Raw genomic sequence first — 26,885 nt, forward strand, 5'->3', positions numbered from 1 at the left:
CCGCATTTGCGGGGACGCAAGAAACCGAACCATGTCCGCGCGAATGACTGATGCCCAATTGTCGCAAAATCATCCCGCTCCGCGCTTGCCTCTCCGCCCAAATCCGCTAAGGCCGCGCCGGGCCGAAAGGGCCGCATCCAGCAGGACAGCATCATGGCAAATGTTACCGTCATCGGGTCGCAATGGGGCGACGAGGGCAAGGGCAAGATCGTCGACTGGCTCGCGAGCCGCGCCGACGCCGTGGTCCGGTTCCAGGGCGGTCACAATGCCGGCCATACGCTTGTCGTCGGCGATCAGGTCTACAAGCTGTCGCTGCTTCCTTCCGGCATCGTCACCGGCACGCTGTCGATCATCGGCAATGGCGTCGTGCTCGATCCCTGGGCGCTCAGGGACGAGATCGCCAAGCTGCGCGGCCAGGGGGTCGAAATCAACGCCGACAATTTCGCGATTGCCGATAATTGCGCGCTGATCCTGCCTTTCCACCGCGATCTCGACGCGCTGCGCGAAACCGCCGCGGGTGCGGGCAAGATCGGCACGACGGGGCGCGGTATCGGCCCGGCTTATGAGGACAAGGTCGGGCGCCGCGCGATCCGCGTCTGCGACCTTGCGCATCTCGACCATCTGGAACCCCAGATCGACCGCCTCACCGCGCACCACGACGCGCTGCGCGCCGGTTTCGGCCAGCCGCCGATCGACCGCGAACAATTGCTCGCCGACCTGCGCGAAATTGCCGACTATGTGCTCGAATATGCGCAACCGGTTTGGAAGCGCCTGAAAAAGGTGCGCAAGGCCGGTGCACGTATCCTGTTCGAGGGCGCGCAGGGCGTGCTGCTCGACATCGACCATGGCACCTATCCCTTTGTCACCAGCTCGAACACGGTCAGCGGCACCGCCGCGTCGGGATCGGGCCTCGGCCCCGGCGCGGTCGGCTTCGTGCTCGGCATCGCCAAGGCCTATACCACGCGCGTCGGCAGCGGCCCCTTTCCCACCGAGCTGGAGGACGAGACGGGCCAGCGTTTGGGCGAGCGCGGGCACGAGTTCGGCACCGTCACCGGGCGCAAGCGCCGCTGCGGCTGGTTCGACGCGGTGCTGGTGCGGCAGAGCTGCGCGGTGTCGGGCGTTACCGGCATCGCGCTGACCAAGCTCGACGTGCTCGACGGTTTCGACAAGGTCCGCATTTGCACCGGATACCGGCTGCGCGGCAAAATCCTCGACTATTTCCCCGCGCACGCCGCCGATCAGGCGGCGGTCGAGCCGATTTACGAGGAAATGGACGGTTGGCACGAATCGACCGCGGGCGCGCGCAGCTATGCCGACCTGCCTGCGCAGGCGATCAAATATATCCAGCGCGTGCAGGAACTGATCGAAACGCCGATCGCGCTGGTGTCGACCAGCCCCGAACGCGAGGACACGATCCTGATCCGCGATCCGTTCAGCGACTGATTGGCGCCTTGGCCAGCAAGGGCAGGCTTGCGGGCGACGACGGCGCGGCGCCCGACAAAGCCTTCCCGCGCTTCGCCGACGACCTCAATGGTTGGATCGACGCGGCGAAAGCGCAGCGCGCGAAGGTCGATCCGCCCTGTTGAAAATCTGATCCATCATCCCGCGCGACACGAACGGAAGCCGAAGCGGCGCGGCTTTACCGCACGATGCCCTAACCCGACTTCAGCTCGGCCTTCAGCCGCAAGCTGGCGCGCCAGAAGAAGAAGGCCGGGATCAGCCCGAGCCACGCCGCGCCATAGAGGACATAGCGCACGCTTTCCTGCCCATAGGCAGGCGCGAGCAGGTCGGACAGCACCCCGAACAGGAAGGGGCCGAAACCCAGCCCGATCAGATTCTGACCGAACAGCATGATCGACGCCGCGACCGCGCGCGCCTGCGGGCGGACCAGCCCCTGCACACAGCCATAGGCGGGGCCGTAATAGGCCGAATTGAGGATCGTCGGCACGATGAGCAGCGCGACCGCGATCAGCCAGTTTTCCATATAATAGCCAAGGAACAGGATCGGCGCCGCCACCGCCATGCCATAGGCGGGAAAGGTCAGGATATGCCTCTTGTCGCGCTTGCCGAACATATCGGCCATCTTGCCGCCGAGCCAGGTACCGAACACCCCGGCAAGGCCGAGCACGACCGCCATCGACAAGCCTGCCTCGGTCGTCGAGAGGCCGTGGCTGCGGATGAAGAAGCTGATCGTCCACAGCGCCTTGCCATAGCCGAGAAAGGCGGTGACGGACGCGGCGATCAGAATGTAGACGAAAGCGCGCGAGGCAAAGATTTCCTTCATCGCCTCGCGCGTCGAAAGCTGCGTCATCGCGGCCGCGCTCGCGGCGGCTTCCGCCGTTCGGCTGTGCCGCGGCTCGCGCATCACCAGCAGCACGATCAGCGCCAGCAGCAGCCCCGGCGCGCCGACGAGCATCAGCGCGATGCGCCAGCCATAAAGATCGTTGACAATGCCGCCGATGATGAGCCCGAGCAGCGAGCCGATCGGCACGCCCATCCCGTAAAAGGCAATGGCCGACGAGCGCTTCGCTGCCGGCACGCTGTCGGTGATGAGCGAGTGCGCGGCGGGGGTGCAGCCCGCCTCGCCGATACCGACGCCGATGCGCGCAAACAGCAGCTGCACAAAGTTCTGCGCAAGGCCGCACACCGCGGTCATCGCCGACCAGATGGCAAGCGCGGCGGCGATCAGCCGGACACGGTTGGTCCCGTCCCTGTCGGCATAGCGCGCGATCGGAATGCCGAGCAGAGCGTAGAATACCGCAAAGGCGGGGCCGGCGAGCAGCCCCAGCTCGGTGTCGGAGAGGCCGAGGTCGGCCTTGATCGGTTCGGCGAGGATATTGACAATCTGCCGGTCGAGGAAATTGAAGATATAGACGATCAGCAGGATCCACAGCATCGTCCGCGCATTCGCGGCGGCACTGTCGGCGGCGGGCGACCCAGGCTGCACGGCAAGCGCAGGTTTTTCGTTCATCATTCTCTCCCGAAGACAAAGCGTGCAGGGGGCGCCAGCCCCTGTCAATGCCGGTGCGACGCGATAAAAATTGCGGCTTGCAATTGCCGCTACGGCTGCCAGCCTTCCCCCATGCAAAAAATTTTTCCGGCCGCACGGGGCTGGAAGCGCCGGGCAAGGCCGAGTTCGAGCTGCTGATGACCGAACTCAAGACCGGCATGGCCGCCTATCCGCATCGGACTGTCCCGATGGGCGCGGTCGATGCGTTGCCGGTCGGATTGTCGCTGATCGGTCCCCGATGGAGCGCCGCCGACGTCCTGGCCGCGGGCTGTGCCTATGAGCAGGCGAGCAGGATGAGGGTGGCGCCGACCTACCGGACCAGCATCGAACCCTGACGACCCTAAGAAATCGGGGCTGCCTGCCGCCGACAGCGACACGACATCCGCCGTGCGGGCAAGCGGCGGAGCGGCGGAACGCAGGCCCATGGGCAAACGCGTCGCCGCCTGCCTGGCTCCCGCGCCATCGCCCGTGCGTGCCGCTCGCCCCCTTGCGTCGCAAAACCGGCCGATTGCGCCGCCGGTTCGGCTCAGGTTCATCTTCGCCGCCCATGGTGTGCGCAGGGCAGCGGGGCCATGGGAGTGCGAAAATGATGACCGGAACCGTCGCCTTCCCCTTTTCCCTGCTTGCGCTGGCCGCGGCGCCCGCGCTGGCGCAGGACGGCGAGAAGCTCGCGCAATCGGGCCAGCCGCCGCAGCGCACCTCGGTGCTCTACACCTTCGGCGACGAACCCTGCCCCGAACCGCAGGGCGACGAGATCATCGTTTGCGCGCAGCGTCCCGAATCCGACCGCTACCGCGTGCCAAAGGAACTGCGCGAAGAAATCAAGGACGACACCCCGGCGGGTGGCGGCAGCTGGGCGTCGGCGGTCGAGGGCTATGACAATATCGCGCGCCTGACGCGCCCCGACAGCTGTTCGCCGGTCGGCAGCTATGGCTTCACCGGCTGCGCCGCGCTGGCGCTCCGCCAATGGTTCGAGGCGCGCCGCACATCGACCCGCTGATGGAAACGCGGCGTTTCTCGAGCACTTGTTGACGGCGGGCGGCCCGCTCGCCTAGCTATGTCTTCCCCCACAGCAGGAGGTTATCATGCGCCGTATCGCCCCCTTCGCCGCTCTCGCCCTTGCCGTTGTCGCCGTGCCCGTCGTCGTCGCACAGAATGCACCCGCCCTTCCCGGCACCCCCGACAAGGCGCGCGTCGCCGCCGGCACCTATATCGCCGATCCCGGCCACACGATGGTCGTTTGGGAAGTCGATCATTTCGGTTTCAGCCGGTACACGGGCCTGTTCGGCGACGTGACCGGGACGCTGGTGATCGACCCGGCCAACCCCGCCGCCGCCAGGGTCGATGTGATGATCCCGGTCGCCAAGGTGACGACCGCGAGCAGCGGCCTCACCGACCACCTGCTGCGCGCGGGCAAGGATGGCGGCAAGCCCGACTTTTTCGGCGCGTCCCCTGCCGACGCCCGGTTTGTTTCGACCAGCGTTGTCGTCGACGACGATGGCGATGAGGCCAGGGTTACGGGCAATCTGACGCTGAACGGCGTGACCAGACCGGTCACGCTCGACGTCGATTTCCACGGCGCCGGCACCAATCCGTTCAACAAGAAGGCGACCGTCGGATTCAAGGCCGAAGGCACGATCCGCCGCAGCGATTTCGGCATCACCTATGGCATCCCGATGGTCAGCGACGAGGTCGAACTCGAAATCCACGCGGCTTTCGAGAAACAGTAAAGCGCGCACCTCAATCTGTCACACGCGCCGCCTATGAAGGGGGCGGGACCTACGCGGCCCCGCCCCTTTTCGCACAAGGAGCGCGTGTGATGAGCGAACTGGTACGCAAGATCGTCGAGGTCACCGCCTGGATCGCGGGTGACGAGGAAAATCCGCAGCTGACCGTCGAGGTCGAGGGACTTGCCCCTACCGCGGGCTGGAGCAACGTCCGGCTGGACCCCCATATTTATATCACCCCGCCCGAGGACGGCGTGCAGGATTTCGACCTTGTCGGCGACCGCCCTGCGGACGCCGCCGAGGCGCTCACCGAGGTCGAGGCTGCATGGGAAGGTCCGCTCGACGACTGGTGCGTCGGCGTGCGCGTTCACGCCGTCGACAATATGATCGAGGATGAGCTGTTCGAGCCCTGGGACGAGGACGAGGACGCGAGCGAAGCCGCCTGACCTTTTGCAACGCTCCCCTGCACTGCGCCGGGCCGCCCGCCTCCCGCGCGGCCCGGCGACGTTTTTCCGGTTCATCGCAGAGCCAGCAAGCGCGGCGTAGCGTCCCGCAGTTCAAGGGAGGATGATCATGCGCCCGCTGTTTCTTGCCCTCGCTCTCACAATCGCCACGCCCGCCTTCGCACAGGCGAACCCCCAGATAGACTATCCGGCGTTCGAGACGCTCACCGCCCGCGTCGCGCCGCAGCGCGCCGCGCGCCTGCTCGCCCTCGACGCCTTCAAGGCCGAGGCGGCAAGGCCCGGCACGCTGCTGCTCGACGCGCGTTCGAAGGATGCCTTTGCGCGCGGCCATATCAAGGGCGCCGTCAACCTGCCGCTCACCGATTTCACCGCCGACAGCCTCGCGGCCGTGATCGGCCCCGACACGAACCGTCCGATCCTCATCTATTGCAACAATAATTTCTCGAACGATCAGAGCCCGGTGCCAGTCAAGGCCGCGGCGCTCGCGCTCAACATCCAGACCTTCATCAACCTCGTCGGCTATGGCTATCCCAATGTCCGCGAACTTGCCGACGTCGTCGATTTCAACGACCCGAAGGTCGAATGGGTGACGGGATAGGCCGCTGGCCCACCCCGCCATCCCGGCGAAGGCGGGGATGACGGGGTGGGTTACGGCGCAATTTTTGCACTCCCCCCTTGCCAAGCGCGACATTTTGCATCACTAGGGCGCCGATGCGCACCGCCGCTCTTCTTCTTCTGCGACTTACACGCCCTTGGGCGTGACACTGGCTGCGCGCTCGTCGCGGCCACCCGCCCAAGGGTCCGATCGACACCGACACAGCCACCCGAAGAAGAAGTTTTCATCCCATGACCATGCTCCGCGACCCCTCGGTCAAATATAGCGCCTTTCCGCAGGTTCCGCTCGCCCACCGCGAATGGCCCGCGCGCACGATCACCCGCGCCCCCATCTGGCTGTCGACCGACCTGCGCGACGGCAACCAGTCGTTGATCGACCCGATGGATGCCGAAAAAAAAACGCGCTTCTTCGACCTGCTGGTGAAGGCCGGGTTCAAGGAGATCGAGGTTGGCTTTCCCGCCAGCGGGGCGACCGATTTCGACTATATCCAGGGCCTTGTCCGATCGGGCCGCATCCCCGACGACGTCACGCCGCAGGTGCTGACGCAAAGCCGCTCCGACCTCATCCGCACCAGCTTCGACAGCCTCGCGGGCGCCCGAACCGCGATCATCCACGTGTATAATGCGCTTGCGCCGGCGTGGCGCAAGATCGTTTTCGGCATGGACAAGGCCGACATCAAGGCGATCGCGATCGACGGTGCAAAGCAGCTGCGCGACAATGCCGCGCGCCTCCCCGATACCGACTGGCGTTTCCAATACAGCCCCGAATGCTTTTCGACCACCGAACTCGATTTCAGCATCGAGGTGTGCGAAGCGGTGATGGAGATCCTCCAGCCCGCCGTTGACAAGCCGATCATCCTCAACCTCCCCGCGACGGTCGAGGCGGCGACGCCGAACATCTATGCCGACCAGATCGAATATTTTGCCAAGAATCTGCCGAACCGCGACCGCGCGATCATCTCGCTGCACACGCACAACGACCGCGGCACCGGCGTCGCGGCGGCCGAACTCGGCCTGCTCGCGGGGGCCGACCGCGTCGAGGGCTGCCTGTTCGGCAATGGCGAGCGCACCGGCAACACCTGCCTCGTCACCATCGCGCTCAACATGTATACGCAGGGCGTGGACCCGCAGCTTGATTTTTCGAACATCGACGAAGTCATCGGGGTGGTCGAATATTGTAACCAGCTCCCCGTTCACCCGCGCCACCCCTATGGCGGCGCGCTGGTCTACACCGCCTTTTCGGGCAGTCATCAGGACGCGATCAAAAAAGGCTTCGCCGCGCGCGAGCGCCAGAATGACGAGCGCTGGGAAGTCCCTTACCTGCCCATCGACCCTGCCGACCTGGGACGCAGCTATGAAGCGGTGATCCGCGTCAACAGCCAGTCGGGCAAGGGCGGCGTCGCCTGGGTGCTCGAACAGGACAAGGGCCTGAAACTGCCCAAGAAGATGCAGGCGAGCTTCAGCCACATCGTGCAGGCCCTGGCCGACGAAACGAGCCGCGAACTCACTGCCGATGACATCTGGCACGCCTTCGAGCGCGCCTATCTCGCCACGTCGAGCAAGCGGTTTCAGCTGGTCGACTGGTCCGAAACGCACGCCGGCGCCGACCGCATCTTCGCGGGCAAGCTTACCATCGACGGTGCCGAACGCAGCGTCAGCGGCCGCGGCAACGGCCTGATGTCCAGCGTCATCGCCGCGCTGGCCGAATCGGGCGGCCCCGTCATGGACATCGTCGATTACAGCGAGCATGCGATCGGCCAGGGCAGCAATGTGCAAGCCGCGGCCTACGTCGAATGCCGCACCGCCGACGGCAGAAGCCTGTTCGGCTGCGGTCTCGACACCGACGTCGCGACGGCAAGCGTGCGGGCGATATTGTCGGCGGCGAATGGCGCCTGAAAACCCATGCCGACCCGATAAATAATTCGCCTTTATCGCAGCATGATATCGGAATAAATCGCCGGTCCACCGTGAGATTTATCATCGCGCGCGCAGATAATGAACGTGGCGATTTCGTATCGTTCCGCCGTGATTTTCCGCGTCACCTTGACTTTTCGGTGAAAATCTTCCATATCGTGCTGGCTAACGTCGCCTGAGACGGAATTTGACGGCCTCTTGGGGCAGACTTTTCCCTTCACATGCTACCAGCTCCACCGGTGCTTTTGCCGGAGGATTTCCCCTTTTCGTGAAAGGAAACACGCTCATGCCCATCGGCACCGTAAAATTCTTCAACAATGACAAGGGCTATGGCTTCATCGAAAATGAAGACGGCTCGGGCGACAGCTTCGTCCACATCACCGCGGTCCAGGCCGCGGGCATGACCACGCTCAACAAGCAGCAGCGCGTCTCCTACGATCTGGAAACCGGCCGCAACGGCAAGGTTTCGGCGATCAACCTCCAGTCGGCCTGATCCTGGTCAAGGATGAGCCGATGACCTTTGACGGGCAGGCCGACGAAGTCCTGCCCGACGGCCGCTTCGGCGTCCTGCTCGATAACGGTCATCGGTTCGTCGTCCATACGGCCGACCGGATACGGCGTTTTGCGCATCCGGGCGGTCGCTGGCGACGCGGTCCGCGTCGAAATGACGCCCTGCGACCTCAGCAAGGGTCGCCTCGTCTACCGCGAACGCGGCGGCGGGCCACCCACCACCGGACAGCGCCGTTCGCGCCGACCCGATATATTCACGTAACGCAGAAAACAAAGATAATGATGATGACGCCATTCCAAACCAATCCTTCGATCATCCCCGCGCTGTCGGCGCTGTCGCTGGCCGGAAAGGCGATGACGACGAAGGCGCCGCGTCGTCGCCGCCCGACGCTGTCGCGGCGCGAACTCCGGCGCCTGATCGCCGACATGGTCGACTGACCCGCCACCTTACAGGAGCAAAGCCCCGTGTCGGCCACCACCGAATTTTATCTCGCCCAAGCCGAAAAATGCGCCGCTGAGGCCGATGCCTCGGCGCTGATCCAGGTTCGCGAGCGCAACCTGCGCGCCGCGGCGGCGTGGCAGGCGATGGCCGACAAGCTGCTCTACACCGAAAAACTGCGCGCCGATAAGGTTCGGATCGCCGCTCAAGCGGCTGAATGATCGCGCGACAAGGGCGCCGCGACCGGCTCCATCAATCGACGACCCAATAACGCGCCCCGCCATCGGGCTCGCCGCCGCGGCGGCAGAGCGTCCTGCCGTCCAGCGACAATTCGGCCCAGCGCCCGATCGGCTCATGCTCGACCATCGCCAGCGCGGTCGCCAGATCGGGGGCCTCGAATGCAACCCGCTTTTCGATGCCGAACCAGCGATCCTCATATCGCAGGACAAAGGCGTTTACCGGCCGCTCGGCGGGCGGATCGTCGCGTTCGAGGCGCCGCCGCGGAGGCAGGCATTCGCAGCCGCCAGCGGCCGCGTCGAGGGGAATGGTCATTTCCGATCACCTTCGTGGGGGAGGAAGCGAAGGGGCAACCGGCACGATCTGGTCCACCGTGAAAGCAGCCGGGCGAAGCAATAAACTCCTGAACTGAAAGGCGGCCTTCGCGACACCGCGAAAAAGCCGCCACGACCATGGCGCAACAACAAAGCATTCTAGGTATTGTTTCGACCGGCGGCCTTCTGTCGTCGACGAGCGACGGGCGAAAGCCGAAACGTTACGACGCAATTACCGATAGTTAGCGTATCGGCGAGCGCTGTCTTGTCTCGCGCTTCAGCCGCATTCCGCGGCGCGGGCGAGCAGCCATTCGCGCTCGCGCTCGTTGGCCGACAGCGCGGCCGCGGCCTCGAACGCGCCTCGCGCCTCCGCCCTTCGCCCGGCGCGCAGCAGGAAATCGCCGCGCGCCGCAGGCAGCGGGGCATAGTTGCGCAGCGCCGCTTCGTCGGCGATCGCATCGACCAGCTTCAATCCCGCTTCGGGGCCGAACGCCATGCTGTGCGCAACCGCGCGGTTGAGCTCGACCACCGGCGATGGCATCACCTGCCCCAGCCGGTCGTAAAGTGCGGCGATGCGCCGCCAGTCGGTGTCCTCGGCGCGTAGCGCCCGCGCGTGACACGCCGCAAGCGCCGCCTGCAACGCATAGGGTCCGTCGGCGCCGCCCAGCGCCTCGACCTGCGCCAGCCTGTTGAGCCCGCGGCGGATCAGGAGCTGGTCCCAGCGCGCCCGGTTCTGCGCGGTCAGCGGCACGAACCTGCCGTCCGGCGCGGCGCGCGCCGTCAGCCGCGACGCCTGAATCTCCATCAGCGCCAACAGGCCCAGCACTTCGGGTTCGCCCGGCATCAGCCCCGCCAGGATGCGCCCCAGCCGCTGCGCCTCTGCGCACAGCGGGGGCCGCACCAGCGACGGTCCGGCAGTCGCGGCATAGCCTTCGTTGAAAATCAGATAGACAACCTCCAGCACCGATGGCAGCCGCGCCGCCAGCTCGGCGCCGCGCGGCACCTCGAACGCCACGCCGGCGTTGGCGATCGCCTTCTTGGCGCGGGTGATGCGGGCCGCAATCGCCGCCTCGTTCGACAGGAAGGCGCGGGCGATCTCTTCGACCGTCAGCCCGCCGACCAGCCGCAGCGTCAGGGCGGCGCGCGCTTCGGGCGAAATCACGGGATGACAGGCGGCGAAGATGAGGCCGAGCAACTCGTCGCCCAGCGGATCGTCCAGCGCCGCTTCCATGGCCTCCGCGCTCATGCCCTGCTCCTCGTCGCGTTCGCGGGCGATCTCGGCATGCTTGCGTCGCTGCATCACGGTGCGGCGGATACCGTCGATCGCGCGCCGCTTCGCCGCGGCCATCAGCCAGGCGCCAGCATTGGCCGGAACGCCGCTTTTCGGCCATTCGGTCAGCGCGACAAGCAGCGCATCCTGCGCCAGCTCCTCCGCCCGGTCGACATCGCGGGTCATGCGGGCAAGGCCTGCGATCAGCCTTGCCCGCTCGATCCGGAAAACCGCCTCGATCGCCCGATGGGTGTCATCCGTCGCCATGCACAAGGGCTAGAAGCGCATCGCGCCGCGGGCAAGACAATCAGCGTTTTGCAAGCTTTTCGCCTACCCCATCGTGGATCTCGGCGGCCTCGGGCGGGATAAGGTCGGCGAAATCCTCCATCTCGTAGAGCGGACGGATCTCGATCTCGCTCGGACCGAACATCGGGTTGGGGCAACGCTTTACCCATTCCACGGCTTCGTCCATGTCCTTGACTTCCCAAAGCCAATATCCGGCGACCAGTTCGCGCGTTTCGGCGAAGGGGCCGTCGATCACCGTGCGGCTGGGGCCGTCGAACGCGACGCGCTTGCCGAACGACGATGGTTTCAGGCCGTCGCCGGCGACCAGCACCCCGGCATTGACCAGCTCTTCGTTGAACTTGCCCATGTCGACGAACATCTGGCTAAGCTGGGGCGAAGGCGTCATGCCCTTTTCGCTGTCCTCGGTCGCCTTTACGAACACCATCACACGCATTGGTCATCTCCTTCTTAGCGGGGCCAACGGCGGCCTCCTGTGCTGACGACGAACGAACCCGACCGGAATCGACACATGGTCGAAAAAAATCTTCGGCGCTCCACTGGCCGTTATCGCGGACCATTGCAGCGGCGGCGATTACCTGCCGGATGGTCGCCCCGATCATGCCGCTTCGGTCAGCGATCCCGGCGTCGAAACGGACTGGCGATAGCCGTGGGGCGACAGGCCGATCAGACGGGGAAACAAGCTTGCGGAAGGCCCCCGCATCCGCATAGCCGACGCTCCACGCGATCCGGTCCACCAGGCGCCGCGTGAACGCCAGCAGATCGAGCACCCCGCCAACGCACAGATGCCGGACATATTCGGCCGGCGTCATCCCCGCCGCCGCTTTGAAGCGTCGCTGAACGGCCCGCTCTTCCATCCCGGCCTCGCCCGCCATTTCGGCGACCAGCAAGACATGCCCCGGTGCCTGCGAAGCGTCGTCGGGGTGTGCCGTAAAAAAGCCCCGCCGGAGCGATCCGGCGGGGCTTGTCTCTGGCCTGTGGCCGCTAGGGGGCTTATTCCTCGCCGTCGGGGCGTTCCTCGACCATCACATCGTCGATCGTGAAATCCTCGCCCTGCACCTTGCCCAGCGGATCATCACCGATCGCGGCTTCGGGCCCCTGTGCCAGCTCGGCTTCATGCTCCTCGGCCGCGGTCTGCGGCGCGATCAGATGCTGCTGGTTCGCGGCGCGCATCGCGGCGCGCAGCGCGGCATCCTTCGACGAGGCGGCGACGCGGATGCGGTTCATGGCCGCGCCGGTGCCCGCCGGGATCAGGCGACCGACGATGACATTTTCCTTGAGGCCCTGGAGCGCGTCGATCTTGCCCTGCACCGACGCTTCGGTGAGAACGCGGGTCGTTTCCTGGAAGGATGCCGCCGAGACGAAGCTGCGCGTTTGCAGCGACGCCTTGGTGATGCCGAGAAGCACCGGACGCCCCTCGGCGGGCTTGGCATTCTTCGGCAGCTTGGCATTATATTCCATCATCTCCAGATAATCGAGCTGTTCGCCCGGCAGCAGCGTGGTGTCGCCGCCATCGGTGATCTCGACCTTCTGCAGCATCTGGCGAACGATCACCTCGATATGCTTGTCGTTGATCTTCACGCCCTGGAGTCGATAGACTTCCTGGATTTCCGCGACCAGATATTCGGCCAGCGCCTCGACGCCCATGACATCGAGGATGTCGTGCGGGTTCGGCGAGCCCGAGATCAGCGCGTCGCCGCGCTTGACCATGTCGCCTTCCTGCACTTCCAGAACTTTTGACTTGGGGATCAGATATTCGATCGGTTCGCCTTCTTCCGGCACGATCGCGATCTTGCGCTTCGCCTTGTAATCCTTGACGAACTCGATCCGGCCGCTGATCTTGGCGATGACGCTGTTGTCTTTCGGAATGCGCGCTTCGAACAGCTCGGCAACGCGCGGCAGACCGCCGGTGATGTCGCGCGTCTTCGACGCTTCGCGGCTGACGCGCGCCAGAACGTCGCCCGCCTGCACTTCCTGGCCGTCCTCGACCGAGATCATCGTGCCGACCGCGAGCAGATAGCGCGCGGCTTCGCCCGACGCATCGTCGAGCAGCGTCAGGCGCGGCTGAAGGTCCTCCTTCTTGCTGCGTCCCGCGGCGCGATACTCGATCACGACGCGCTGGGCGATGCCCGTCGCTTCGTCGACCTGTTCGGTCAGCGTCTTGCCGTCGATCAGATCCTGATATTTCACGACGCCCTGCTTTTCGGTGATGAGCGGCATGGTGAACGGATCCCATTCGGCAATCCGGTCGCCCTTCTTCACTTTCTCGCCGTCCTTGTGCATGATCTGCGCACCATAGGGCAGCTTGTGCGACGCGCGCTCGCGCCCTTCGCTGTCGATGATCGCGATCTCGCCCGAACGCGACAGCGCCAGACGGCGGCCGCGCTGGTCGACGATCGTCGCCATGTCGCGATATTCGATCGTGCCGTCCGAAATCGCTTCGACGTTCGACTGTTCGTTGACCTGTGCTGCACCGCCGATGTGGAAGGTCCGCATCGTCAGCTGCGTGCCCGGCTCACCGATCGACTGCGCGGCGATGACGCCGACGGCTTCACCGATGTTGACCGGCGTGCCGCGGGCGAGGTCGCGGCCATAGCATTTGCCGCAAACGCCCATGGTCGCTTCGCAGACCAGCGGCGAACGGATCTTCACCGACTGGACTTCGGCTTCCTCGATACGCTGTGTCGTCGCTTCATCGAGCAACGTGCCGACCGGCGCGATGACATTGCCATCCTTGTCGACGACATCTTCGAGCGTCGTGCGACCGAGAATGCGCTCGCCGAGCGAGGCGATCGTCGAGCCGCCCTGCACGATCGCGCGCATTTCCATGCCGCGGGTGGTGCCGCAATCCTCCTCGATCACAACGCAATCCTGCGACACGTCGACCAGGCGACGGGTCAGATAGCCCGAGTTCGCCGTCTTGAGCGCGGTGTCGGCCAGACCCTTGCGCGCGCCGTGGGTCGAGTTGAAATATTCAAGAACCGTCAGGCCTTCCTTGAAGTTCGAGATGATCGGCGTTTCGATGATCTCGCCCGACGGCTTGGCCATCAGGCCGCGCATCCCGGCCAGCTGCTTCATCTGTGCCTGACTGCCGCGCGCGCCCGAATGCGCCATCATATAGATGGAGTTGATCGGGGCCAGGCGACCATCCTCCAGCTTCGGCGTTGCACGGATTTCGTCCATCATCGCGTTCGCGACCTTGTCGCCGCACTGCGACCAGGCGTCGATCGCCTTGTTATATTTTTCCTGCTGCGTGATCAGGCCGTCCTGATACTGCTGCTCGAAATCCTTCACGAGCGCACGCGTCTCGTCGACCAGCTGCTCCTTCGACGCCGGGATGATCATATCGTCCTTGCCGAACGAGATGCCCGCCTTGAAGGCATGACGGAAGCCCAGCGCCATGATCGCGTCGGCGAACAGCACGGTCTCCTTCTGGCCGGTGTGGCGATAGACCTGGTCGATGACGTCGCCGATTTCCTTCTTGGTGAGAAGGCGGTTGACGACATCAAAGGGCACGGTGTGCGATTTCGGCAGGCATTCGCCAATCAGCATGCGGCCCGGCGTGGTTTCAAAGCGCTTGAGATACTCATTGCCATCTTCGTCGGTTTGCGGGACGCGGCTGATGATCTTCGAGTGCAGCGTGACCGCGCCGACGTGCAGCGCCTGATGCACTTCGGCCATGTCGGCGAGCAACATGCCCTCGCCCGGCTCGCCTTCGCGCTCAAGCGACAGATAATAAAGACCGAGCACCATGTCCTGCGACGGCACGATGATCGGCTTGCCGTTCGCAGGGCTCAGGATGTTGTTGGTCGACATCATCAGCACGCGCGCTTCGAGCTGCGCTTCCAGCGAAAGCGGGACGTGAACCGCCATCTGGTCGCCGTCGAAGTCGGCGTTGAACGCGGCGCAGACCAGCGGGTGAAGCTGGATCGCCTTGCCCTCGATCAGCACCGGCTCGAACGCCTGGATACCGAGGCGGTGGAGCGTCGGGGCGCGGTTCAAGAGGACGGGGTGCTCGCGGATCACCTCGTCGAGGATGTCCCAGACTTCCTTGCGCTCCTTTTCGACCCATTTCTTCGCCTGCTTCAGGGTCATCGACAGACCCTTGGCGTCGAGGCGGGCATAGATGAAGGGCTTGAACAGTTCGAGCGCCATCTTCTTGGGCAGGCCGCACTGGTGCAGCTTGAGTTCAGGGCCGGTCACGATGACCGAACGGCCCGAATAGTCGACGCGCTTGCCAAGCAGATTCTGGCGGAAGCGGCCCTGTTTGCCCTTGAGCATGTCGGACAGCGATTTCAGCGGACGCTTGTTGGCGCCCGTGATCGTGCGGCCGCGGCGGCCATTGTCGAACAGCGCGTCGACGGCTTCCTGCAACATGCGCTTTTCGTTGCGCACGATGATGTCCGGCGCGCGCAGTTCCATCAGCCTTTTCAGGCGATTGTTACGGTTGATGACGCGGCGGTAAAGGTCGTTGAGGTCCGACGTCGCGAAACGGCCGCCGTCGAGCGGCACCAGCGGGCGCAGTTCGGGCGGGATGACCGGGACGACTTCCAGGATCATCCATTCGGGGCGGTTGCCCGATTCGATGAAGCTTTCGACCACTTTCAGCCGCTTGATGATCTTCTTGGGCTTGAGCTCGGACTTGGTCGTCGCCAGCTCTTCCATCAGGTCGACGCGCTCCTGCTCCAGATCGAGATTTTCGAGCAGCGTGCGGATCGCCTCGGCGCCGATACCCGCCGAAAAGGCATCTTCGCCATATTCGTCCTGCGCGTCGAGCAGCTCGTCTTCGGTGAGCAGCTGGAACTTCTCAAGCGGGGTCAGGCCGGGCTCAAGGACGATATAGGCTTCGAAATAGAGCACGCGCTCGAGCTGCTTCAGCTGCATGTCGAGCAGCAGGCCGATGCGCGACGGCAGCGACTTCAGGAACCAGATGTGCGCGACCGGCGCGGCGAGCTCGATATGGCCCATGCGTTCGCGGCGCACTTTCGTGACCGTGACTTCGACACCGCATTTTTCACAGACGATGCCCTTGTATTTCATGCGCTTATACTTGCCGCACAGGCATTCATAATCCTTGATCGGACCAAAGATGCGCGCGCAGAACAGGCCGTCACGCTCGGGCTTGAACGTGCGATAGTTGATCGTTTCGGGCTTCTTGATCTCGCCGAACGACCAGGAACGGATACGCTCGGGGCTCGCGATGCCGATCTTGATCATGTCGAAGGTTTCGGGCTTGGCGACCGGGTTCATGAAGTTGGTAAGCTGGTTCATAATCTGGCTCCACTCTTCCCCCTTCGCGGCAAGCGAAGGGGGTGAGGAAAAATCTTATTCGGCGGCTTCGGGAAGGGCTTCCGGGCCTTCGTCGGGATCTTCGTCCGAATAGGACGACAATTCGACGTTGAGGCCCAGCGAACGCATTTCCTTGACGAGCACGTTGAAGCTTTCGGGAATGCCGGCCTCGAAGGTGTCGTCGCCTTTGACGATCGCTTCGTAAACCTTGGTGCGGCCGATCACGTCGTCGGACTTCACCGTCAGCATTTCCTGGAGCGTGTAGGCCGCGCCATAGGCCTGGAGCGCCCAGACCTCCATTTCACCGAAGCGCTGGCCACCGAACTGCGCCTTGCCGCCCAGCGGTTGCTGCGTGACGAGGCTGTAGGGACCGATCGAACGCGCGTGGATCTTGTCGTCGACGAGGTGGTGCAGCTTCAGCATATAGATGTAGCCAACGGTCACCTTGCGGTCGAACTTGTCGCCGGTGCGGCCGTCATACAGGTCCGACTGACCCGATTCATCGAGTCCCGCCAGCGCCAGCATGTTCGACACATCGGCTTCCTTCGCGCCGTCGAACACCGGCGTCGCAAAAGGAACGCCGACCTTCAGGTTCGACGCCAGCTCGATAATGCCTTCGGCATCGCGCGAGCGGATGTCGTCGACATATTCGGCGCCATAGACATGCTCAAGCTTTTCGCGCACCGCTTCGGGCATTTCGCCGCCGGTTGCATCGGGATTGGCGTCGCGCCACTCCTCCAGCGCCCGCGTGACCTGCTGTCCAAGCCCGCGCGAAGCCCATCCAAGATGCGTTTCGAGGATCTGTCCTACGTTCATGCGCGAAGGCACGCCCAGCGGGTTGAGCACGATGTCGACCGGCGTGCCGTCTTCAAGGAACGGCATGTCCTCGACCGGCAGGATGCGGCTGATGACACCCTTGTTGCCGTGACGGCCGGCCATCTTGTCGCCCGGTTGCAGCTTGCGCTTCACCGCGACGAACACCTTGACCATCTTGAGCACGCCCGGCGCCAGTTCGTCGCCGCGCTGGAGCTTTTCGACGCGGTCCTCATATTTCGCGTTGATGCGCTTGATCGCGTCGTCATATTGCGCCTTGATCGCCTCCAGCGCTGCCTGCGCCTTGTCGTCGACCACCGCGAGCTTCCACCAGTCGGCGCGGTCGAGGCCGACCAGCATCTCTTCGGTGACGGTATCGCCCTTTTTCAGCCCCTTCGGCACCGCGCTGGTCGTCTGGCCGACCAGCAGATCCTTGAGGCTGGAGAAGGTCGCGCGGTTGAGGATCGCGCGCTCGTCGTCGGCGTCCTGCTTCAGCCGCTCGATCTCCTCGCGCTCGATCGCGATCGCGCGCTCGTCCTTGTCGATACCGTGGCGGTTGAAGACGCGCACCTCGACGACGGTGCCCGACACGCCCGGCGGCAGGCGGAGCGAGGTGTCGCGCACGTCGCTGGCCTTTTCACCGAAGATCGCGCGGAGCAGCTTCTCTTCCGGCGTCATCGGCGATTCACCCTTGGGGGTGATCTTGCCGGCCAGAATGTCGCCCGGGCCGACTTCGGCGCCGATATAGACGATGCCCGCTTCGTCGAGGTTGCGCAGCGCTTCCTCGCCGACGTTGGGGATGTCGCGCGTGATGTCTTCGGGGCCAAGGCGCGTGTCGCGCGCAGTGACCTCAAACTCCTCGATATGGATCGAGGTGAAGACGTCGTCCTTCACAATGCGTTCGGAAATGAGGATCGAGTCCTCGTAATTATAGCCGTTCCAGGGCATGAACGCGACGAGCACATTCTTGCCGAGCGCCAGCTCGCCAAGCTCGGTCGACGGGCCGTCGGCGATGATGTCGCCGGCACGGACCACGTCGCCCACCTTCACCAGCGGACGCTGGTTGATGCAGGTGTTCTGGTTCGACCGCTGGAACTTTTGCAGGCGATAGATGTCGACGCCCGACTTGCCGGGTTCGACCATGTCGGTCGCACGGATAACGATACGCGTCGCATCGACCTGGTCGATCACCCCGCCGCGGCGCGCCGCAATCGCGGCCCCCGAATCGCGCGCGACCGTCTCTTCCATGCCGGTGCCGACGACCGGTGCCTCGGCGCGGAGCAAGGGCACGGCCTGACGCTGCATGTTCGAACCCATCAGCGCACGGTTGGCGTCGTCATTCTCCAGGAAGGGGATCAGCGATGCCGCGACCGAAACGAGCTGCTTCGGCGACACGTCCATCAGCGTGATCTGTTCGCGCGGCGCCATCAGGAACTCGCCCGCTTCGCGCGCCGAGATCAGCTCGTCGATGAAGCTGCCGTCGGGGTTCAAATCGGCGTTCGCCTGCGCGACCGTGTGCTTCGACTCCTCCATCGCCGACAGATAGACGACTTCATTCGTCACCTTGCCGTCGACGACGCGGCGGTACGGGGTTTCGATAAAGCCATATTTGTTGACGCGGGCAAAGGTCGCGAGGCTGTTGATCAGACCGATGTTCGGGCCTTCGGGCGTTTCGATCGGACAGATGCGGCCATAATGCGTCGGGTGCACGTCGCGGACCTCGAAGCCCGCGCGTTCGCGCGTCAGACCGCCCGGCCCGAGCGCCGACACGCGACGCTTGTGGGTGACTTCCGACAGCGGGTTGGTCTGGTCCATGAACTGCGAAAGCTGCGACGAACCAAAGAATTCGCGCACCGCGGCGACCGCGGGCTTCGCGTTGATCAGGTCGTTCGGCATCACCGTCGACACGTCGACCGAGCTCATGCGCTCCTTCACCGCACGTTCCATGCGGAGCAGGCCGACGCGATACTGGTTTTCGAGCAGCTCGCCGACCGAACGCACGCGGCGGTTGCCCAGATTGTCGATGTCGTCGATTTCGCCCTTGCCGTCCTTCAGGTTCACCAGCTCCTTGACGACGGCAAGGATGTCCTCGCTGCGCAGAGTGGTGACCGTGTCCTCGGCATCAAGGCCGAGGCGCATGTTGAGCTTGACCCGACCGACAGCCGACAGATCGTAACGCTCAGGGTCGAAAAACAGCCCCGCGAACAGCGCTTCCGCGGTTTCGCGCGTCGGCGGTTCGCCAGGGCGCATCACGCGATAAATGTCCGACAGTGCCTGGTCGCGATCCTCGGCCTTGTCGGCCTTCAGCGTGTTGCGGATCCACGGGCCGGTGTTGTTGTGGTCGATGTCGAGCAGAACCAGCCTGTCGATACCCGCGGCATCCAGCTTCTCCAGATTTTCGGCCGACACTTCGTCGCCGGCCTCGATGTAAATCTCGCCGGTCGATTCATTGATCAGGTCATAAGCCGAGTAGCGACCGAAGATTTCCTCGGTCGGGATCAGCAGCGTGTCGAGCCCGTCCTTCGCCGCCTTGTTCGCGAGGCGCGGGCTGATCTTGTGGCCCGCGGCAAAGACGACTTCGCCGGTCTTGGCGTCGACGACATCGAACGCGGGCTTCGCCCCGCGCCAGTTTTCGACGACGAACGGAACCTTCCAGCCATTTTCGGCGCGCTCGAAGACGAGGCGGTCATAAAAATGGTTCAGGATCTCCTCACCCGTCATGCCCAGCGCATAGAGCAGGCTGGTGACCGGCAGCTTGCGCTTGCGGTCGATACGGACATTGACGATATCCTTGGCGTCGAACTCGAAATCGAGCCACGAGCCGCGATAGGGAATCACGCGCGCCGCGAACAGGAACTTGCCCGACGAATGGGTCTTGCCGCGGTCATGGTCGAACAGCACACCCGGCGAACGGTGCATCTGCGACACGATGACGCGCTCGGTGCCGTTGACGAAGAAGGTGCCGTTCTCGGTCATGAGCGGCATGTCGCCCATGTACACGTCCTGCTCCTTGATATCGAGCACGCTGCGCGTGTCGGTTTCGCTGTCGACCTCAAAAACGATCAGGCGCAGCGTGACCTTCATCGGCGCCGCATAGGTGATGCCACGCTGACGGCATTCCTCGACGTCATATTTCGGCTCTTCGAGTTCATAATGAACGAAGTCGAGCTCGGCGGTGCCGGCGAAGTCGCGGATCGGGAAAACGCTGCGCAGCGTCTTTTCAAGGCCCGAAACATAGCCGATCGAAGGGTCCGAGCGCAGAAACTGCTCATAGGATTCGCGCTGCACCTCGATGAGGTTGGGCATCTCCACCGCTTCGTGGATGTTGCCGAACAGCTTGCGGATTCGCTTGGTCGCGGTTGCTTCGAGGGCCTGGCCCACCGACTTCGCCTTGGTCGCCATAAGAGATTGTCTCGCCTTGATAAAATGACTCGCGAGCGCAGAAGAGACGCAAAAAGGCCGCAGGCAACCGTTGCCGGTTTACCGCAGCTTCTTGACGCATCCCGAAATCCCCGCCGCCCTATCCGTACAGCCCGCCGCGCAAAGTCAGGCTCTATCTCGGACGAAGGGGTATGGACGCCATATAGGATTTGGCGCACGTCGAGTCAACGGCCGGGGCCTGGGCGCTGGAGGTCAGCGCAAGCAGTTTGCGGCCTCTTCCCCACGGCCCCTTGCGCTCGCATCCCAAATGCGTCACATCTTTACGTGAACGTAAAGGTAAAGCCCCAGCGAGAGGATGTTTCCATGACCGACCTGCCCGCCTTCGACACGATCAGGCTCGATTTCGCCGACGCCGTCGCGACCATCACGCTCAACCGCCCCGATCGGCTCAATTCGATGCCGCCCGCGATGGCGGACGATATCCGCGCGGCGCTCGATCATTTGCCGGGGCTTGGCGCGCGCGCACTGCTGATCACCGGGGCGGGACGCGGTTTCTGTTCGGGCGCCGATCTGGCGGGCGATCGTTCGGGCGGCGCCGTTGGCGGCGGGGCGCGAAGCCGCAATGCGTTGCGCGGTCATTATAACCCGATGCTGCTCGCGCTCGCGAACCTCGATATTCCCGTCGTCGTCGCGGTCAACGGCCCTGCTGCAGGGGTGGGGTGCAGCTTCGCGCTGTCGGGCGACTTCACCATCGCGGGCAAGAGCGCCTATTTCCTTCAGGCTTTCGTCAATATCGGTCTGGTGCCCGACGGCGGGTCATCATGGCTGCTGCCGCGTCTGGTCGGTGTGCCGCGCGCGTTGCAGATGATGATGCTGGGCGAGAAGATCGGCGCCGAACAGGCGGCCGACTGGGGCATGATCTATAAATGCGTCGATGACGGCGAGTTGATGGCCGAGGCCAGGACCCTGGCCGCCCGCCTCGCCAACGGTCCGACGATCGCGCTGGGCACAATGCGCAAGGTCTTGCGCGACGGATTGTCACAGGATTTCGCGACCACGCTGGATGCCGAGGCCAAGGGCCAGTTCATCGCGGGCGGCACCGCCGACGCGATGGAGGGCATCATGGCGTTCCAGCAAAAGCGCAAGACCGAGTTCAAGGGGAAGTAATAAACTCGTCGCCCCCGCGCAGGCGAGCGTCGCTGTCGGCCTTGCGCCGCAGCTCCCGCGCCCCCCGCCTTCGCGGGGGCGACGGGCCAGCCTAGGCCGCCGTTTCCCCGGCCATCACCTTTTTGTAGATGCTGGTGCGCGGATAGGAGCAAAGCCGCATCACCATCGGCTCGAAAAACTCCAGCGGCTCGCTGTCATAATCGGGGTCGAACGCCGGGGCGTCATATTTTTCGCAGAATTCGGCGCAGGCATCATAATAGGGATGATCCCTGAACTGGTCGCGCATGTCGCGATCCAGGCCGATGTAATGAAAGAAATAATGCCCCTGGAAGATGCCGTGATGCTGGACGATCCAGAGATTCTCCTCTGACAGAAAGGGCTTCAGGATCGCCGCCGCGACGTCGGGATGGTTGAACGCGCCCAGCGTGTCGCCGATGTCGTGGAGCAGCGCCATCACGACATATTCCTCGTCGCGGCCGTCCCGATGCGCGCGCGTCGCGGTTTGCAGACAATGTTCGAGCCGGTCCACGGGAAAACCGCCATAATCGCCGCCGAGCAGCTTCAGATGATCGAGGATGCGCTTGCCATTCTGCGGCGCGAACAGCTTTTGCTCGCGCGCGATGATGTCCCAGTCTTCCTGCGTCCCGTCGATCATCGACCGAAAGGTGGCGTGGTCGTGCGTCATGTCGGTCATGGCAGCCTCTCCTTGTCGACCACCAGTCTACGACATTCGTTTCGGTTTGCAACGCTATGTCGCGCACCTCATTCGGGAGCGTAGGTCACACCATATTTCAGCGCTTCGTCGAGCGTCAGGCACCGCCGCGTCGACTTATTGTCCTCGCTGGCAACCGCCTGCTGGCGATACATGATCTCGGTCAGCAATTTGCGGGAGATTCCCATTCGGATAAGAAAATCATTATCCTCGCTGGCCAGCAGGGCCGAGTCCTGTTCGATATCGCCGATAAGCTCGCGCGTCGCGTCGGTGCCCAGCGCGACGCTCATGTCGATCGCCGCCCGGTCACCGGTTCGCGTGAACATATGCACCATGAAGACGCCGCCGGGATCGATCACGCGCGGCTGTCCCCCCATGAAAACGAAATTGCACGCGCTAAAACAAGCCCAGCCGCTCGGAATGCGCGTCGCCAGCCCCATGTTCGACCGGATAATGCGCCCTGCAGCATTGCCGGCGCGGGCATCGCCGCCCGGCGAACGCAGCCAGATTTCGCCGACGTCGGGGTTGGCCTTGAGCGCGGCCGCAAGACGGTCGGGCAGGCCAGGATCGACACGCCCCTCTGCCAACATCACCTTTATGCCGCCGCGCCTTTCGATCGTCAGCTTCATGGTGGGATTGTCGGACCAGTTGGGGTTCAGCGGACAGGTCGGATTGACCGGATCCGTCCCGGTCGCCCCGGTCGCGCCGACGAGCGCCGCCGCCGCGAGACCCAGCCGCGCGGCTTTATGCCGCCAGGACATAACGCGACTCGCCCGGTCCCTTGCACATACGTTTGGTGACGCGCGTTTCCTCACCCTCGACAATGATGAAGTCGTTGACATTCATACATTTGCGACCACCGCGTTCGTCGCTGATCGACGCCACGGTCGACGACCCGCTGACGTTGGGGCGCGTTTCGCTCGTCCAGTTCGCGGTCGCGCCGACCGCTTCGCCGCGCGTGACCTCCTCGGTCGCCGCGGCTGCCTGTACCTGTTCGGCGGGGTCAAGGCGACAGGCGATCGCATCGGTCAGCGTCCCGCTTACCTCCGCAATCGGCACATAGGAATAAACGCCCGCCTTGCTCGCCGCGTCGCCGACCGCATCGCTGATGACGTTGCCCAGAATGCTGCGGCCGATGCTGCTGCCCTTCTTGCCCTTGGGACAGCCGCCATTGTCCTCCTCGCTCGGCGTCGGCGCCGGCGTCGTCACCTTGCGCAAGAGGCTGCCGAACTGCGCCTGGGCGGGTGTGATCGCCAGCAGGCAGGCCGCAAGCACCGCGGGGGTCGCCAGGATTTTACGCATCATCTGTCTCATCCTGTTCCGCGCCCGCGACCGGGCAGTCACGCAACCCCTATCGGCGAATCATGCCACCCGCTGTGATTTTCATCAACCATGCAACTTATCTCATCCAGACAGGTTGAATTAGAGGGCATAATGTCACAGTAACGCCGCCATGCTCTCGCAAAAGACCCGCTATACGATACGCGCGTTCCAGCATCTTGCCGATCACTGGGGCAAGGGACAGGTGCAGCTTGCGGACATTGCCGAGGCGCAGAATATCCCGCCAAAGTTCCTGACCGTGATCCTGTCCGAAATGGCGCGCGAGGGGCTTTTGATTTCGCAGCGCGGGCGCGACGGCGGTTACCAGCTCGCCCTGCCGCCGGTCGACATCAGCTATGGCGATCTGGTCCGCCTGACGCGCGGGTCGCTGGCGCTCGTCCCCTGCGCCGCGCGCAACGCGCATGAACATTGCAAAAATTGCCTTCCCGAAGCCGAATGCCGGTTGCGCAGCCTGATGCTGAAGGTACGCGACGACACCGCGTCGGTGCTGGACCGCATCACGCTCGCTGACCCGATCGCGCTGGAACCCGTTTTCGAGGAGTCGGCGGGCTAGAGGATTGCCAGTTCCGGTCGAAGGCGGCGTCTCTCTATATTGTCATCCCGGATCAAGTCCCGCGATGACGATTAAGCTGATTGGGGAAGTCCACTCCAGAACCGCCATCGCTGCCACGCCTTCCCGCCGACTCGCGAGCGGCACAAAAAAGGCCCGCTTGCGCGGGCCTTTTTTGAAAAATGGTGGAGCCTAGCGGGATCGAACCGCTGACCTCCTGCATGCCATGCAGGCGCTCTCCCAGCTGAGCTAAGGCCCCGTGCCATTTCGTCGCGCGCCTGGGCGGCGCGACCGGGACGCCGCCTTTAGCAGCGCCGCCGGGTGATGCAAGGGGCGAAATCATCTTTCGACGAAGTTTTTGCCCCTCGCAAAAAACCGATCAGCTTTCGTCGTCCTCGTCGTCGCCGGTCGCGACGCCCAGATCGTCGTCGCCGCCCAGATCGACGTCATTGTCGGGCGAATCGCTGTCCTCGTCAACATCGACGTCCAGATCCAGATCCTCGTCGGCCGCCACATCGTCCTTGGCGGACTTGCCCGGCTTTTCCGCTTCCTCGAACGGCATCGGCTGCTTCGATTTCAGCACCGATTCCGGAATCCAGGCGTAACCGCAGTTGATGCAGGTCACCGGATCCTCCTTGGTCAAATCATAGAATCGCGTGGCGCATTTCGGGCAGCTGCGTTTCGTGCCCCATTCAGCCTTGATCATAAACGCCTCATAATCCATTGAAAACAGGATAAAAATATCGGAAGAGCGACGGCACCTGAATAGCTATCCGCCAAATCGGCGAGCGCCTTGCCAGATTGCAAGGCCGCTGTCAAAAGCCGCTCGCGATGACCGACCAAACCATCACACCGCGCCGCTTTTCGGCTTCCGTCCCGTTGAAGGGCAGGATCACCATTCCCGGCGACAAGAGCATCTCGCACCGCGCGCTGATGCTGTCGGCGCTTGCCGTCGGCGAAAGCCGCGTCTCCGGGCTGCTCGAAGGGCATGATGTGCTCGCCACCGCAGCAGCGATGCGAGCGATGGGCGCGGACATCGCGCGCCGCGACGACGGCGAATGGCGCATCCACGGCGTCGGCGTTGGCGGATTGCTCCAGCCGCAGGGCGCGCTCGACATGGGGAACAGCGGCACCTCGACACGCCTGCTCATGGGCCTTGTGGCGAGCCATCCGATCACCGCCACCTTCATCGGCGACGCCAGCCTGTCGGGCCGCCCGATGGGCCGCGTGATCGACCCGCTGTCACAGATGGGCGCCGATATCGGCGCGTCGCCGGGAGGGCGGCTACCGCTGATGGTGCGCGGACTCGCGCCCGCCATACCCCTCTCCTATCGGCTTCCGATGGCCTCGGCACAGGTGAAGAGCGCGATCCTCCTCGCCGGACTCAACACGCCGGGCATCACCGAAGTCATCGAACCCGTGCCGACGCGCGACCATAGCGAGCGCATGCTCCGCGGCTTTGGCGCCGACGTGACTGTCGACACCGATTCCAGCGGCACGCGGCACATTCGCATCGTTGGCGAGGCGGAACTGAAGCCGCAGACGATCGTCGTTCCCGGCGATCCGTCATCGGCCGCCTTCTTCATAGTCGCGGCGCTGATCGTGCCGGGTTCTGACATCACCATCACCAATGTCGGGCTCAACCCCACGCGCGCGGGACTGATCGAGGTATTGAAGGCAATGGGCGGCGACATTGAATTGGCCGATGCACGCGATGTCGGCGGCGAACCCGTCGCCGATCTGCGCGTCCGCCACAGCGCATTGAAGGGCATAGAGGTCGATCCGGCGCTTGCGCCGAGCATGATCGACGAGTTTCCGATCCTGTTCATCGCCGCGGCGCTCGCCCAGGGGCGCACGGTGACGACGGGGCTCGACGAGTTGCGGGTCAAGGAAAGCGACCGCCTCGCGGTCATGGCGACCGGCCTCAAAGCCATCGGCGCGCGCATCGAGGAGAAGGACGACGGCCTCGTCATCGAGGGCAGCGGCGGCGACCCGCTGCCCGGCGGCGCCACCGTCGCGGGCCACCTCGACCACCGCATCTGCATGAGCTTTGCGGTCGCCGGCCTCGTCAGCGAGGCGCCGGTAACGATCGACGACATCGCGCCGATTGCGACGAGTTTCCCCAATTTCGAAACGCTGCTTGCGGGCTTGCAGCAATGATTATCGCGATCGATGGCCCCACGGCATCGGGCAAGGGAACGATCGCCAGGGCGCTCGCCGCGCATTTCGGCCTTCCGGTGCTCGACACCGGGCTCCTCTATCGCGCGGTCGGCTATCAGACGCAGCTCAATCACGGCGACCCCGACCGGGTCACCGACGCGCTTGCCGCCTGCGATTTTCCCGACAGCCTGCTCGATGACCCTGCGCTGCGCTTTGAAAGCACGGGAAGCCTCGCCAGCCGCGTGTCGGTCCATCCGCAGGTCCGCGCCGCATTGTTCCAGCGCCAGGTCGATTTCGCCAACCAGCCCGGCGGCGCGGTGCTCGACGGACGCGACATCGGCACCGTGATCGCGCCGCACGCCGACGCAAAGCTGTTCGTCACCGCAAGCGCCGAGGAACGCGCGCGGCGGCGCCATGCCGAAATGCTGGGGCGCGGGGTCGAAATCGGCTTTGACGCCGTGCTCGCCGATGTCCTGGCCCGCGATGCGCGCGATACCGGCCGTGCCGACGCGCCGCTGCTGCGCGCGCCCGACGCGATGCTGCTCGACAATAGCGACCTGGACCGCGATGCCGCGATCGCCGCCGCGATCGCCTTTGTCGAGGGCAAGGTCGGACGGCGGGGCTGAAAGCTATATTCGGGCAGAGACCGCACGGATTCCTGATTCACGC

At 64.3% G+C, this 26,885-nt stretch carries 25 protein-coding genes, 1 tRNA gene and 2 pseudogenes; 16 read left to right on the forward strand and 12 right to left on the reverse strand.

Translation table 11 applies throughout. From position 1 onward, the window contains the following. Positions 1-153: 153 nt before the first annotated feature. Together HUW43_RS07680 and HUW43_RS15845 are read left to right on the forward strand one after the other, a co-directional pair. Entirely contained in the window at positions 154-1,443 is a 1,290-nt protein-coding gene (locus tag HUW43_RS07680; RefSeq protein WP_188236840.1) for an adenylosuccinate synthase, read from the forward strand. 8 nt (positions 1,444-1,451) lie between these two features. Next, positions 1,452-1,586 carry a hypothetical protein gene (locus tag HUW43_RS15845; RefSeq protein ID WP_262926792.1) on the forward strand — a complete coding sequence of 45 codons (135 nt, stop codon included), beginning with the start codon at positions 1,452-1,454 and terminating at the stop codon, positions 1,584-1,586. A 68-nt stretch (positions 1,587-1,654) separates the two neighbouring features. Here HUW43_RS15845 and HUW43_RS07685 read toward each other — a convergent pair whose 3' ends face one another. Continuing rightward, the gene (locus HUW43_RS07685; RefSeq protein WP_188236841.1) at positions 1,655-2,971 is read right to left on the reverse strand and encodes a spinster family MFS transporter; all 1,317 of its coding nucleotides are present in this window, start codon (positions 2,969-2,971) and stop codon (positions 1,655-1,657) included. A 53-nt stretch (positions 2,972-3,024) separates the two neighbouring features. On the opposite strand from HUW43_RS07685, the gene HUW43_RS15950 reads away from it, so the two are divergent. From HUW43_RS15950 to HUW43_RS07735, 10 genes and pseudogenes are all read left to right on the forward strand, one after another. Then, a complete protein-coding gene (locus HUW43_RS15950; RefSeq protein WP_188236842.1) occupies positions 3,025-3,345 on the forward strand; it encodes a hypothetical protein in 321 nt (106 codons plus the stop codon). Between the two features lie 251 nt (positions 3,346-3,596). Further along, entirely contained in the window at positions 3,597-4,010 is a 414-nt protein-coding gene (locus HUW43_RS07695; RefSeq protein ID WP_223181370.1) for a hypothetical protein, read from the forward strand. An 85-nt stretch (positions 4,011-4,095) separates the two neighbouring features. Then, entirely contained in the window at positions 4,096-4,740 is a 645-nt protein-coding gene (locus HUW43_RS07700; protein ID WP_188236843.1) for a YceI family protein, read from the forward strand. An 89-nt stretch (positions 4,741-4,829) separates the two neighbouring features. After that, positions 4,830-5,183: a hypothetical protein gene (locus HUW43_RS07705; protein WP_188236844.1), complete on the forward strand. Its 354-nt coding sequence runs from the start codon at positions 4,830-4,832 to the stop codon at positions 5,181-5,183. A 127-nt stretch (positions 5,184-5,310) separates the two neighbouring features. Continuing rightward, on the forward strand, positions 5,311-5,799 hold the full coding sequence (locus HUW43_RS07710) for a rhodanese-like domain-containing protein (RefSeq protein WP_223181371.1): 489 nt from the start codon (positions 5,311-5,313) through the stop codon (positions 5,797-5,799). Between the two features lie 248 nt (positions 5,800-6,047). Continuing rightward, on the forward strand, positions 6,048-7,712 hold the full coding sequence (leuA, locus tag HUW43_RS07715) for a 2-isopropylmalate synthase (RefSeq protein WP_188236846.1): 1,665 nt from the start codon (positions 6,048-6,050) through the stop codon (positions 7,710-7,712). 304 nt (positions 7,713-8,016) lie between these two features. Beyond that, positions 8,017-8,223: a cold-shock protein gene (locus HUW43_RS07720; RefSeq protein WP_188236847.1), complete on the forward strand. Its 207-nt coding sequence runs from the start codon at positions 8,017-8,019 to the stop codon at positions 8,221-8,223. A gap of 20 nt (positions 8,224-8,243) precedes the next feature. After that, positions 8,244-8,502: pseudogene (gene infA / locus HUW43_RS07725) on the forward strand (translation initiation factor IF-1). Between the two features lie 23 nt (positions 8,503-8,525). Then, positions 8,526-8,678 carry a hypothetical protein gene (locus tag HUW43_RS07730; protein WP_188236848.1) on the forward strand — a complete coding sequence of 51 codons (153 nt, stop codon included), beginning with the start codon at positions 8,526-8,528 and terminating at the stop codon, positions 8,676-8,678. A gap of 27 nt (positions 8,679-8,705) precedes the next feature. Further along, entirely contained in the window at positions 8,706-8,900 is a 195-nt protein-coding gene (locus HUW43_RS07735) for a hypothetical protein (RefSeq protein ID WP_188236849.1), read from the forward strand. 31 nt (positions 8,901-8,931) lie between these two features. Here the strand turns inward: HUW43_RS07735 and HUW43_RS07740 are convergent, their stop codons facing one another. The 6 genes and pseudogenes from HUW43_RS07740 to rpoB form a co-directional block, all read right to left on the reverse strand. After that, positions 8,932-9,231 carry a hypothetical protein gene (locus tag HUW43_RS07740; protein WP_188236850.1) on the reverse strand — a complete coding sequence of 100 codons (300 nt, stop codon included), beginning with the start codon at positions 9,229-9,231 and terminating at the stop codon, positions 8,932-8,934. A 276-nt stretch (positions 9,232-9,507) separates the two neighbouring features. Then, positions 9,508-10,767 (reverse strand): RNA polymerase sigma factor, encoded by a 1,260-nt coding sequence (locus HUW43_RS07745; protein ID WP_188236851.1) that lies wholly within the window; start codon positions 10,765-10,767, stop codon positions 9,508-9,510. A 112-nt stretch (positions 10,768-10,879) separates the two neighbouring features. Continuing rightward, positions 10,880-11,239: pseudogene (locus tag HUW43_RS07750) on the reverse strand (YciI family protein); the annotation flags it as partial. Next, positions 11,169-11,693, reverse strand: coding sequence for a helix-turn-helix domain-containing protein (locus HUW43_RS15680; protein WP_223181372.1), 525 nt, complete (start codon positions 11,691-11,693; stop codon positions 11,169-11,171). The pseudogene HUW43_RS07750 and the gene HUW43_RS15680, both read right to left, overlap by 71 nt. Before the next feature lie 103 nt (positions 11,694-11,796). Next, a complete protein-coding gene (rpoC, locus tag HUW43_RS07760; RefSeq protein WP_188236853.1) occupies positions 11,797-16,074 on the reverse strand; it encodes a DNA-directed RNA polymerase subunit beta' in 4,278 nt (1,425 codons plus the stop codon). Positions 16,075-16,128: 54 nt separating this feature from the next. Beyond that, on the reverse strand, positions 16,129-20,307 hold the full coding sequence (gene rpoB, locus HUW43_RS07765) for a DNA-directed RNA polymerase subunit beta (protein WP_188236854.1): 4,179 nt from the start codon (positions 20,305-20,307) through the stop codon (positions 16,129-16,131). A 342-nt stretch (positions 20,308-20,649) separates the two neighbouring features. Here rpoB and HUW43_RS07770 point away from each other — a divergent pair, with 342 nt between their 5' ends. Then, positions 20,650-21,453: an enoyl-CoA hydratase-related protein gene (locus HUW43_RS07770; RefSeq protein WP_188236855.1), complete on the forward strand. Its 804-nt coding sequence runs from the start codon at positions 20,650-20,652 to the stop codon at positions 21,451-21,453. A gap of 91 nt (positions 21,454-21,544) precedes the next feature. On the opposite strand, the gene HUW43_RS07775 is transcribed toward HUW43_RS07770, so the two are convergent. The 3 genes from HUW43_RS07775 to HUW43_RS07785 form a co-directional block, all read right to left on the reverse strand. Beyond that, positions 21,545-22,147, reverse strand: coding sequence for an HD domain-containing protein (locus HUW43_RS07775; protein ID WP_188236856.1), 603 nt, complete (start codon positions 22,145-22,147; stop codon positions 21,545-21,547). Positions 22,148-22,215: 68 nt separating this feature from the next. Continuing rightward, positions 22,216-22,926, reverse strand: a complete 711-nt coding sequence (locus HUW43_RS07780) for a hypothetical protein (RefSeq protein WP_188236857.1) — start codon at positions 22,924-22,926, stop codon at positions 22,216-22,218. Next, the gene (locus HUW43_RS07785) at positions 22,910-23,470 is read right to left on the reverse strand and encodes a hypothetical protein (RefSeq protein WP_223181373.1); all 561 of its coding nucleotides are present in this window, start codon (positions 23,468-23,470) and stop codon (positions 22,910-22,912) included. The genes HUW43_RS07780 and HUW43_RS07785 overlap by 17 nt, the downstream gene beginning before the upstream one ends. Positions 23,471-23,618: 148 nt before the next feature. Between HUW43_RS07785 and HUW43_RS07790 the strand changes: the two genes are divergently transcribed. Continuing rightward, a complete protein-coding gene (locus HUW43_RS07790) occupies positions 23,619-24,059 on the forward strand; it encodes an RrF2 family transcriptional regulator (RefSeq protein ID WP_188236858.1) in 441 nt (146 codons plus the stop codon). A 180-nt stretch (positions 24,060-24,239) separates the two neighbouring features. Here HUW43_RS07790 and HUW43_RS07795 read toward each other — a convergent pair. Together HUW43_RS07795 and HUW43_RS07800 are read right to left on the reverse strand one after the other, a co-directional pair. Then, positions 24,240-24,315 (reverse strand) — tRNA-Ala (locus tag HUW43_RS07795). A 120-nt stretch (positions 24,316-24,435) separates the two neighbouring features. Further along, complete coding sequence (locus HUW43_RS07800) at positions 24,436-24,762, reverse strand: TIGR02300 family protein (RefSeq protein WP_188236859.1); 327 nt, start codon at positions 24,760-24,762, stop codon at positions 24,436-24,438. 125 nt (positions 24,763-24,887) lie between these two features. Between HUW43_RS07800 and aroA the strand changes: the two genes are divergently transcribed. Both aroA and HUW43_RS07810 read left to right on the forward strand, forming a co-directional pair. Next, on the forward strand, positions 24,888-26,216 hold the full coding sequence (gene aroA / locus HUW43_RS07805; RefSeq protein ID WP_188236860.1) for a 3-phosphoshikimate 1-carboxyvinyltransferase: 1,329 nt from the start codon (positions 24,888-24,890) through the stop codon (positions 26,214-26,216). Then, entirely contained in the window at positions 26,213-26,842 is a 630-nt protein-coding gene (locus tag HUW43_RS07810) for a (d)CMP kinase (protein WP_188236861.1), read from the forward strand. The genes aroA and HUW43_RS07810 overlap by 4 nt, the downstream gene beginning before the upstream one ends. The last annotated feature ends 43 nt before the right edge of the window (positions 26,843-26,885 follow it).

Source organism: Sphingopyxis sp. LK2115, assembly GCF_014595975.1.
In the GTDB taxonomy this organism is placed as follows: domain Bacteria; phylum Pseudomonadota; class Alphaproteobacteria; order Sphingomonadales; family Sphingomonadaceae; genus Sphingopyxis.

Bases quoted from the DNA above. Each gene is read 5' to 3' on its own strand.
- HUW43_RS07680 (WP_188236840.1), top strand. From the start codon at position 154: ATGGCAAATGTTACCGTCATCGGGTCGCAATGGGGCGACGAGGGCAAG.
- HUW43_RS07685 (WP_188236841.1), bottom strand. From the start codon at position 2,971: ATGAACGAAAAACCTGCGCTTGCCGTGCAGCCTGGGTCGCCCGCCGCC.
- HUW43_RS07695 (WP_223181370.1), top strand. From the start codon at position 3,597: ATGATGACCGGAACCGTCGCCTTCCCCTTTTCCCTGCTTGCGCTGGCC.
- HUW43_RS07700 (WP_188236843.1), top strand. From the start codon at position 4,096: ATGCGCCGTATCGCCCCCTTCGCCGCTCTCGCCCTTGCCGTTGTCGCC.
- HUW43_RS07705 (WP_188236844.1), top strand. From the start codon at position 4,830: ATGAGCGAACTGGTACGCAAGATCGTCGAGGTCACCGCCTGGATCGCG.
- HUW43_RS07710 (WP_223181371.1), top strand. From the start codon at position 5,311: ATGCGCCCGCTGTTTCTTGCCCTCGCTCTCACAATCGCCACGCCCGCC.
- leuA (WP_188236846.1), top strand. From the start codon at position 6,048: ATGACCATGCTCCGCGACCCCTCGGTCAAATATAGCGCCTTTCCGCAG.
- HUW43_RS07720 (WP_188236847.1), top strand. From the start codon at position 8,017: ATGCCCATCGGCACCGTAAAATTCTTCAACAATGACAAGGGCTATGGC.
- HUW43_RS07730 (WP_188236848.1), top strand. From the start codon at position 8,526: ATGACGCCATTCCAAACCAATCCTTCGATCATCCCCGCGCTGTCGGCG.
- HUW43_RS07740 (WP_188236850.1), bottom strand. From the start codon at position 9,231: ATGACCATTCCCCTCGACGCGGCCGCTGGCGGCTGCGAATGCCTGCCT.
- HUW43_RS07745 (WP_188236851.1), bottom strand. From the start codon at position 10,767: ATGGCGACGGATGACACCCATCGGGCGATCGAGGCGGTTTTCCGGATC.
- rpoC (WP_188236853.1), bottom strand. From the start codon at position 16,074: ATGAACCAGCTTACCAACTTCATGAACCCGGTCGCCAAGCCCGAAACC.
- rpoB (WP_188236854.1), bottom strand. From the start codon at position 20,307: ATGGCGACCAAGGCGAAGTCGGTGGGCCAGGCCCTCGAAGCAACCGCG.
- HUW43_RS07770 (WP_188236855.1), top strand. From the start codon at position 20,650: ATGACCGACCTGCCCGCCTTCGACACGATCAGGCTCGATTTCGCCGAC.
- HUW43_RS07775 (WP_188236856.1), bottom strand. From the start codon at position 22,147: ATGACCGACATGACGCACGACCACGCCACCTTTCGGTCGATGATCGAC.
- HUW43_RS07780 (WP_188236857.1), bottom strand. From the start codon at position 22,926: ATGTCCTGGCGGCATAAAGCCGCGCGGCTGGGTCTCGCGGCGGCGGCG.
- HUW43_RS07785 (WP_223181373.1), bottom strand. From the start codon at position 23,470: ATGATGCGTAAAATCCTGGCGACCCCCGCGGTGCTTGCGGCCTGCCTG.
- HUW43_RS07790 (WP_188236858.1), top strand. From the start codon at position 23,619: ATGCTCTCGCAAAAGACCCGCTATACGATACGCGCGTTCCAGCATCTT.
- HUW43_RS07800 (WP_188236859.1), bottom strand. From the start codon at position 24,762: ATGATCAAGGCTGAATGGGGCACGAAACGCAGCTGCCCGAAATGCGCC.
- aroA (WP_188236860.1), top strand. From the start codon at position 24,888: ATGACCGACCAAACCATCACACCGCGCCGCTTTTCGGCTTCCGTCCCG.
- HUW43_RS07810 (WP_188236861.1), top strand. From the start codon at position 26,213: ATGATTATCGCGATCGATGGCCCCACGGCATCGGGCAAGGGAACGATC.